Raw genomic sequence first — 7,576 nt, forward strand, 5'->3', positions numbered from 1 at the left:
GAAACCCTCCGTTGTTCAAATCCTCAAATCTGTCCCACGGGTGCTGACGTCAGACAGTTCGGAAGGTCGCTACACCCTCTTCGTGACGCGCCTCCTACCGCCCCATCCAGCCGACGATGCGTCCCGCACACAGCAGAACCACGAGCAGGAGCGGAGTCGAGACGGTCAGCGCCCAGACTGCTCCATGTGCCTCGACCAGCCCGCCCAGAAGCGGCGGCACCGCGAAGAGTGCCAGCAGCGAGGCCAGCGAGTAGGCCGCCATGGTCTTTGTGGCCGAGCGCGTCGGGTGCCGCATCGCCAGCGAGGTCGCCACCGGCGCGCCAAGCGCCACGCCGGCCCCGACTAGCGCGAACCCGGCGAGCAGCCCGGCCTCTCCGATCCCGGCGAGGGGCGAGGCGATGCACAGCACGAGTCCCGCCAGCGTCGTCACCGCCATCATCCGCAGCAGCACCCGGACCCGCAGCCGCGCGCGGAGCCCGTCTCCGGCCATGCGCGCCGCGAACATGCCGATGGTGAAGGCGGCGTAGATCCGCGAGGCGCTCAGCGCATCCAGCCCCAGTTCCTCGCGCAAGTAGAACATCGACCAGTCGTAGATCACCCGCTCGGTGATGCTGAAGCCGGCGATGAGGATCAGCAGGCCAATCACGAAGGCATCGGGCCGGGCGAACCGCGGCCCCTTCACCGGCGCCTCGGCAGACACCAGCGGCTCGGGATCGCCCACCCGCAGCAGCAGCAGCAGCAGCACGACCAGCGGCAGGCTGGCGGCGCCGAGCAGGACCAGCTCCGAGGCGGCGGTCATCCTGCGGCTCGCGGCCCAGCCGCCGAGCACTGCGCCAACGAAAAGCCCCGTCGACCAGAAGCCATGGCATTTGGAGATCACGTTGCGGCCGCTCCTCTCCTCGATCCGCGCGGCGATGAGATTCTTGGCGACCTCCATGATCGCCATGGCGAACCCGTAGCCGAAAAGCGGTAGCGCGAGGCCCGCCAAGCCCGGCGCCAGCTGGCCGGACGCCGCGAGCGGCAGAAGCAGCATGGCCACGAGCAGCGTTGCCCCAGCCGCCCGCCGTGCCCCGAAGCGCTCGATCACCCTTGCTGCAAGCGGAAAGCCGAGCAGGGTGCCGCCGGTCTGCGCGAGGAGCGCCAGCCCCAGCGCCGCCGGGCTGATCCCCTGCGCGGCGGTCACCTCGGGCAGGCGGGAATAGAGCGTGACGTAGAGCACCGCGTTCACCAGGAAGATGGCCGCAGGAAGCGCGAAAAGGGGAGTGCGAAGTGTCATGGTCGGACAAGCCTCAGAAGCTGGCCTACGAGGGAGAGCTTCGCAGAACCACCAAACGCCGATCAAGTCCATGCGCAATCCGGCGGTGCGGACCATCTTCACCGACGCATCACCAAACCATTACAAAAGCTTAACAATACGAGCCTATCTGCGCTGTCTGTGAACCCGCCGACCTCCCCGGCGAGACGTATCTGACCCCTCAGGAACCAACATGACCTCCCATTTCTCGCGCCGCGGCTTCCTCGCGACCGCCTCTGCCTCCGCTGCCGCGCTGGCCCTGCCCCGTTTCGCCCTTGCCGCCGACGGCTTCGTCAACGTCTACACCGGCTCGGACAGCAATATCTCGGACTTCTGGACCAACGTGATCCTGCCCGGCTTCAAGTCGGTGTCCCCCGATGCCCGCGTGCGGGTCGTCGACGCCGGTGACGGCGCCGGGCTGCGCGCTATGGCCGACCGCGCCATGGCCGCCCTCGGCAGCGACGCCGATCCGCAGGTCGATCTCTTCGAGGCCTACACCCCCGACCAGACCGAGGGCTCGATCGACGCGGGCCTGTGGGTGAACTTCGCCGAGGCCGGGATCGAGAATCTGGACAAGGTCAACCCTGCCGCCAAACAGACCGACTTTGATCTGCCCTACCGCGGCAGCCAGGTGCTGTTGGCCTATGACGCCAGCCGCGTCGCGGCCGAGGACGCGCCGAAGACCTGGGACGAGATGACGACCTGGATCCACTCCAACCCCGGACAGTTCATCTACAACCGCCCCGACAAGGGCGGCTCGGGCGGCAACTTCGTGCGCCGCGCGATCCACGAAGCCAACGGCCGCGACCCGCAGAAATTCACCCTCGGGAACTACTCCGAAGACTATGCCGCCGAGACCCTGCCGGGCGCATGGGAGTTGCTGAACGGCCTCGCGCCGGACCTGTATGAGGGCGGCTCCTACTCGTCGGGCAACACCCAATCGATCCAGCTGCTGGCGCAGGGTGTCGTGAGCATGACCCCGGTCTGGTCCGATCAAGTCTTGCAGGCAATCGCCATGGGCGTGCTGCCGGAAAACACCGGCCTCGTGCAGCTGCAGGATCTCGCGCTCTGCGGCGGCTTCAGCCGCATCACCGTGCCGACCAACGCGGCAAACCGCGAGGTGGCGCTGCAGCTCGCCGCCTACGTGCTGTCGGCCGACGTGCAGTCGAAGATCATCACCGAGCTCGGCGGTTTCCCTGGCGTGTCCTGGGACCACGTCGACGGCACGCTGCGCGAGAAATACGCCGACGTGATCCCCGCTTCGATCCCGACCTTCCCTGGCGGCGGCTGGGACGCGGCCATCAACGACGGCTGGTACCGCAATGTCGCCCCCGGCCTGACCCGGGGCTGAGCGCGATGACCGACCTTGCGTCCTCCGGCACGCGCCGGACGGGCGGCACGGCAGCAAGCAACGGAAGGGGGCTCACGGGCCTCCTTCTCGTTTCCGCGCCGGTCGCCCTGCTGGGCTGGCTGATCATCTACCCGATCTTCAATGCCATCGCCCGCACGCTCGTTGTCCAGACCGAGACCGGCACGGCCTTCAGCGTGGACACCTACGTCCGCTTCTTCTCCGACGGCTATGCGCTGGCGAACCTGTGGCTTACTCTCTGGGTCACCGCGGTCTGCGCCGCGCTGCTGCTGGCGATCTGCCTGCCGCTTGCGCTCTACCTGCGCTTCGCCAAGAGCCGGGTCGCCGGCGTGCTGCAGGGGCTGGCGCTGTTTCCGATGTTCGTGCCCTCGGTGATCCTCGCTTATGCGCTGATCCGCACCATCGGGCCAAACGGCGGCGTCGATCTGGTGCTGAACGCTCTCGGCCTGCCGAAGATCAACTCGCCCTACCTGACCCCCTGGGGGCCGATCATCGGTTTGGTCTGGGACAATATCCCGCTCACCACGCTGATGCTGGTTGCCGGGCTCGGCGCGGTGTCGGACAACGCGGTCGAGGCGGCGCGAGACGCCGGGGCCCGCCCGCTTGCCCTGCTACGCCACATCATCTTCCCGCAGATCGGCAACGCCATGCTGGTTGTGCTGTCGTTCACTGTGCTCAGCATCTTTTCGGCCTTCACGCTGCCCTACGTGCTCGGCCCCGCCTCCCCCGAGATGATGGGTCCCTTCATGCAGCGTACCTTCTCGCAGGTTATGGACACCCGCATGGCGGTAACGCAGGCGGTGATCTCCTTCCTCATCTGTGCCGTTTTCGGCGCCTTCTACGTGCGCTCCATCGCCAAGAACCGTGAGGCCCGCAGATGACCGCCATCGACCCATCAACCCTTGCCGCCGACGTTCCCGTCCACCGCACCAAGCGCCCCGACTGGCTCGGAGTGGCGCTGGCGCTGGCGCTCGGGGTCGTGGTGGTGATCCCGCTGCTGGTGGTGGCGATCTGGGCCTTTGCCGAGGTTTGGCGCTACCCCAGCCTGCTGCCGCAGGAGTTCGGCTTCCGTTTCTGGGAAGCGACGCTCGCCCGCCCCGACGTCTGGAACGCCATGTCGCTCTCGCTGCGGCTGTCGGTGACCGTCACCCTGCTGTCGGCGCTGATTTGCCTCCCGGCTGCCTATGCCTTCGCGCGGCTGGATTTCCCGGGGCGGAACGTGCTTTTCCTGTCGTTCCTCACCTCGCATGCCTTCCCTAAGTTCGGCCTGCTGGTGGCGATCGCGGGGATTTTCCTGAACCTTGGGCTGATCTCGACCTTCTGGGGGGTGGTGCTGATCCAACTCGTCGGCACGCTGATGATGATGATATGGATCCCCGTCGCCGCCTTCCAGAACGTCGACCGCGCCATGGAAGAGGCGGCGCGCGACGCGGGCGCGGGTCCGATCCGGGTGTTCTGGTCGGTGAGCCTGCCGCAGGCGGCCCCCACCATCTTTGCCGCCGTGCTGCTGAGCTTCGTCGGCACCTTCTACGAGACAGAGGGTGCCTGGTTGATCGGCGCGCCCGAGATCCGCACCATGCCAGTGCTGATGATCACCTACATCAACAACCAGATCGTCGTGCAATACGGCGCGGTGCTTTCGGTCCTTCTATGGGTGCCGAGCTTCATCGCGCTGATGTTCACCCGCCGCCTCGTCGGCTCGGGATCCTTTGCCAAGGGCTTCGGCGTCTGAGGAGACAACAATGGCACAACTGACACTCAAGAACCTCGGCAAATCCTTCGACGACACCGACGTGATCCGCGACCTCTCGCTCGACGTCGCCGACGGCGAGCTGGTCTGCCTGCTCGGCCCATCGGGCTCGGGCAAATCCACCGTGCTGCGCATGGTCGGCGGCTTCGAGACGCCGAACCGCGGCGCCATCCTGATCGACGGCGAAGACCATACCCGCGTGCCGCCCGAGAAGCGCCCCACGGGCATGGTGTTCCAGAGCCACGCGCTCTGGTCGCACATGTCGGTGGCGGGCAACGTCGCCTTCGGCCTCAAGCTGCGCGGCCTGCCCAAGGCGCAGATCCGCCAAAAGGTGCAGGAAGCGCTGGCGCTGGTGGGCCTCAAAGGCTACGGCGAACGCCGGGTCTGGCAGCTCTCGGGCGGCCAGCAACAACGCGTCGCCATTGCCCGCGCGCTGGTACTTGAGCCGAAGATCCTGCTCCTCGACGAGCCATTCGCCAGCCTCGACCAACACCTGCGCGAGCGCCTGCGCGAAGAGTTGCGCGACATCCAGCGGCGGCTCGGCATCACCACGCTCTTCGTTACCCACGGGCAGGACGAGGCGTTGGCGCTGGCCGACCGCATCGTGGTGCTGCGCGGCGGCGAGATCGAACAGGTTGCCAGCCCCGACCGCATGTACCGCGGGCCGCAGACCCGCTTCGTCGCCGGGTTCATTGGCTCAATGAACTTCCTGCCCTGCGACATGCGCGGCGGCGTCTCGGACCACCCGCTCTTCGCGGTGCGCGCCGCCGTTCCCGACGGGCCGGTGGAACTGGCCATCCGCCCCGAGGCGCTGACCCTGTGCCCCGCCCGCGGCACCGGAATGCGGGTGCATCTGGTCACCGATTACGGCACGCATTTGCTGGTCGACGTCGACCTTCCCGACGGCGGCCGGCTCAAGGCCATGTGCCCGCCGAGCGCCCGCTACGAGACTGGTCAGGAGGTCGCGCCCGAGGCCAGCCACGTGGCGCTGTTTCGGGGTGATGCGAAGCTGGCCGAGGTGACGCTCGAGCGGCGGGTGGCGGTGCATGTCTGAGCTGATGACACCGGCCCCCACGGTGATCGTGCACGCCGCGGGCAGCACCTGGCTTAAGTGGCACCGGGGCCGCCGCCGCCTCGCCGACTTCGAGTTCGACCCGCAGCGGATCCGCGAGGGCATGCGGCTCGGTGCCTCGGTTGAGATCGACCTGCGCCGCCACGCCGGCGGCGGCTTCGCGGTGCTGCATGACGAGACCCTTGACCGAGCGACCTCCGGCAGCGGGCCGGTCGGGCTGGCCTCGGCGGAGACGCTGCGCGCACTGCACCTGCGCGACAACCGCGGGGCGGCGACCGATGTCGGGGTGGCGCTGCTGGGTGACCTCTGCCGCGACCTCGCGGCCGCCGCCATCGGAGAAGGTGCCCTGCTGCAGCTCGATCTGAAGGAGGACAACAGCACCCTGTCGGACAGCGATATCTGTGCCTTCACCCGCGACGTCGCGCCGGTACAGCGCCACATGATCCTGTCGGGGGGCGATGCGCTGGCGGTCCGCCGTCTGGCCGAGGCGCTGCCGCAGTTGAAGACCGGCCACGACCCCTGCCATTTCGGCGCCCGCGAGGCACTCGAGGTCTCTGGTGATGACAGCGGGTTCGTCGGACGTGCCCTCGCCGAGGCCGGGACCGCCCGGATGATCTACCTCGACATCCGCCTGATCCTAGACGCCCTGGGCCGCGACTTCGACATGATCTCCGCCTTCCACGCCGCGGGATGCCGGGTGGACGCCTACACGGTGAAGGCGCTCCCACCCGGAACCGTCGATCTGTGCCGCCGGCTGATGGCGCTCGGGGTGGACCAGATCACCACTGACGACCCCGAAGGGCTCTTCGCCGCGCTAGCCTAGCCCGCGGCGAAGCCCTCCAGAAGCCAGGGATGCATCCCGGCGCTGCCCGCGAGGATTGCGCCGGGGCTGCGGATATCTCCGCCGTTGAAACCGGTCACCACGCCCCCCGCCTCGCGCAGGATCAGCACCGAGGCGCCGTAGTCGACCAGCGACAGCATGTCCTCGAAGAACCCGTCGAGCCGCCCCGCGGCCACGTAGGCGATCGACAGCGCCGAGCTGCCGAGCCGCCGGACACCCGAGGTGCTGTCCATCGCCCGGCGCAGCGCGGCGTGATAGCAGTCTTCGGACACGCTCCGCACCTGCCCGCGAATGGGCAGCCCCGCCCCGATCACCGAATTCTCCACATCTGCCGTGCCGGTCGCATCCAGGCGGACGCCATTGAGCCAGGCCCCCTGTCCGATCTCGGCGGAGAACATCTCGCCCATCATCGGATCATAGGTGATCCCGGCCATTACCTCACCGCGTTCGAGCCGGGTGATCACCACGCCGAAATGCGGGATTCCCCAGGCGTAGTTGGTGGTGCCGTCGATGGGATCGATCACGAAGGTCGACCGGCCCTCTTCCGCTGCGCGGTCGCCGATCTGCTCCTCGCCCATGATGCCGCAGCCGGGAAAGGCCTCTCTCAGCGCGGCGACGATGACCGCCTCGGTCTGCAGATCGCCCTGCGTCTGGTAATCATGGCGCCCCTTGTGCACCATCTCGGCGCCATCTCGGCGGCGCAGCGTTTGCCGCGCCACCTCGCCTCCGGCCAGAGCGGCCCGCGCCATGGCGCGGAGTTCTTCGGACGTTGTCTCGGGGAGGGCTGCCTGTAGTGTAAGGGAAGGCATATTGGCGTCTTTCAAAAGCTATCTTCGTCCACACTGCAATGCGTCCGCCGCGTCCCCGGGACAAGTGAAGTTTTGATGAACGGCCGAAAACGGACACCAAGCGGCGACCCCTCAGCTGTTGGCTGAGGACTGAGGATCCCGGAGAGGGCTTCGCGCGGATAAGGCCAAAATATTTAACGAGGTCTGCCGTGCCCAGTCAGCCCACTCCGCGATCATCAGCTCTAGGAATGAGTTCGCGACCAAGCTGGGATACCCCAACTGGGCGGGGAAGGCCAACGGCATCGGGTCTAAAGACTGCGAGATCGTCCAGAAGATGCTCGTAAGAAAAAGGCCACGCAAAGCTACCGCTCGCTCCGACGAGGTATGGGCCCATGCCGGGCACCTGGTACTTTTGGTGCTTGGGCGATGACGCTCCTTCAGGGCTAGGTGTTTAGTCCCGGC

General features: G+C 67.4%; 7 protein-coding genes. 5 read left to right on the forward strand and 2 right to left on the reverse strand.

The window, feature by feature from the left end:
• Positions 1–94: 94 nt before the first annotated feature.
• The gene (locus KO516_RS22040; RefSeq protein ID WP_216005943.1) at positions 95–1,276 is read right to left on the reverse strand and encodes an MFS transporter; all 1,182 of its coding nucleotides are present in this window, start codon (positions 1,274–1,276) and stop codon (positions 95–97) included.
• 211 nt (positions 1,277–1,487) lie between these two features.
• Between KO516_RS22040 and KO516_RS22045 the strand changes: the two genes are divergently transcribed.
• Genes KO516_RS22045 through KO516_RS22065 form a run of 5 tightly spaced genes read left to right on the forward strand, consistent with a single transcriptional unit; the run spans position 1,488 to position 6,308 of the window.
• Positions 1,488–2,645: an extracellular solute-binding protein gene (locus tag KO516_RS22045; RefSeq protein ID WP_216005944.1), complete on the forward strand. Its 1,158-nt coding sequence runs from the start codon at positions 1,488–1,490 to the stop codon at positions 2,643–2,645.
• A gap of 5 nt (positions 2,646–2,650) precedes the next feature.
• A complete protein-coding gene (locus KO516_RS22050; protein WP_216005945.1) occupies positions 2,651–3,544 on the forward strand; it encodes an ABC transporter permease in 894 nt (297 codons plus the stop codon).
• Entirely contained in the window at positions 3,541–4,395 is an 855-nt protein-coding gene (locus KO516_RS22055) for an ABC transporter permease (RefSeq protein ID WP_216005946.1), read from the forward strand. The genes KO516_RS22050 and KO516_RS22055 overlap by 4 nt, the downstream gene beginning before the upstream one ends.
• Positions 4,396–4,405: 10 nt before the next feature.
• Positions 4,406–5,467: an ABC transporter ATP-binding protein gene (locus KO516_RS22060; protein WP_216005947.1), complete on the forward strand. Its 1,062-nt coding sequence runs from the start codon at positions 4,406–4,408 to the stop codon at positions 5,465–5,467.
• Positions 5,460–6,308, forward strand: coding sequence for a glycerophosphodiester phosphodiesterase family protein (locus KO516_RS22065; protein ID WP_252737819.1), 849 nt, complete (start codon positions 5,460–5,462; stop codon positions 6,306–6,308). The genes KO516_RS22060 and KO516_RS22065 overlap by 8 nt, the downstream gene beginning before the upstream one ends.
• Here the strand turns inward: KO516_RS22065 and KO516_RS22070 are convergent.
• Complete coding sequence (locus tag KO516_RS22070; protein WP_252737820.1) at positions 6,305–7,135, reverse strand: inositol monophosphatase; 831 nt, start codon at positions 7,133–7,135, stop codon at positions 6,305–6,307. The genes KO516_RS22065 and KO516_RS22070 overlap by 4 nt on opposite strands.
• Between the last annotated feature and the right edge of the window lie 441 nt (positions 7,136–7,576).

Origin of the sequence: Citreicella sp. C3M06, from assembly GCF_018860705.1 — a bacterium.
Taxonomy (GTDB): domain Bacteria; phylum Pseudomonadota; class Alphaproteobacteria; order Rhodobacterales; family Rhodobacteraceae; genus Salipiger.